Source organism: Burkholderia sp. Ac-20392, from assembly GCF_017104585.1.
Taxonomy (GTDB): Bacteria; Pseudomonadota; Gammaproteobacteria; order Burkholderiales; family Burkholderiaceae; genus Burkholderia; species Burkholderia lata.
This window is the reverse complement of record NZ_JAAGPB010001090.1, coordinates 1-860: the sequence shown is the minus strand read 5'-3', so window position 1 is coordinate 860 and position 860 is coordinate 1. Positions and strand designations below refer to the sequence as shown.

Here is an 860-nt window from a genome sequence, read left to right as displayed (position 1 = left end):
GGCTCGCGCTCGACGCGATGGCGGCAGGCGACGCGCGCGACGCATGGTGGATGCCGGTCGCGCCGAATGCACACGAAGCCGCGTTCCCCGCGCGCGTGGCCGTGTGCACGGCGCTGCCGGGCGTGCCGTCCGATCCGGTGGTGGTCGATGCGATCCGGCAGGCCGCGCGCTGGCTCGAAGAAGCCGGTTGCATCGTCGAGGAAGTGGCGCCGCCGCGGATCGCCGAGGCGTGCGATCTGTGGCTGGACCTCGTGACCAACGAAGCGCGCGGCGGCCTCGGCGACGTGATCATGCAGCACGGCGATGCGGCAATCCGCACCGCGTTCGCGAGCCAGCGCCGTCTCGCGACGCCGTTGGACCTCGAAGGCTACATGAACGGCCTCGCGCGGCGCACCGCGCTGCTGCGCGACTGGCAGCAGTTCTTCGTGCGCCATCCGCTGCTGCTGATGCCGGTGTCGTGCGCGCAGCCGTTCGCGATCGATGCCGATCAGCACGGTGACGACGCGATGCGCGCGATCGTCGAGCGGCAGGGGCCGCTGCTCGCGACGGCGCTGCTCGGGCTGCCGGGGCTGTCGGTGCCGACCGGCATCCGTGATGGCGTGCCGACCGGCGTGCAGCTCGTCGCCGGACGCTTCCAGGAAGCGCTGTGTCTCGCCGCGGGCGAAGCGATCGAGGCGCGCGCAGGCATCTTCACGCCGATCGATCCGGTCACCGGGTCGTGATCCGCGACTTTTCACGAGGAAACGCATGAATCATCCGACATTCGAAGACTGGCAGGCCCGCGCGGCCGTGCTGCGGGTCGAAGGGCGCGCGTTCATCGACGGCGAGGCGCGCCACGCGCACACCGGCGCGACCTTCGG

At 71.5% G+C, this 860-nt stretch carries 1 protein-coding gene; it reads left to right on the top strand.

Features of this window, described 5'->3' with window-relative positions; genetic code table 11:
- The coding region (locus G3N99_RS40950; protein WP_241012108.1) for an amidase family protein at positions 1 to 722 on the top strand (722 nt) is incomplete at its 5' end.
- Positions 723 to 860: the final 138 nt, after the last annotated feature.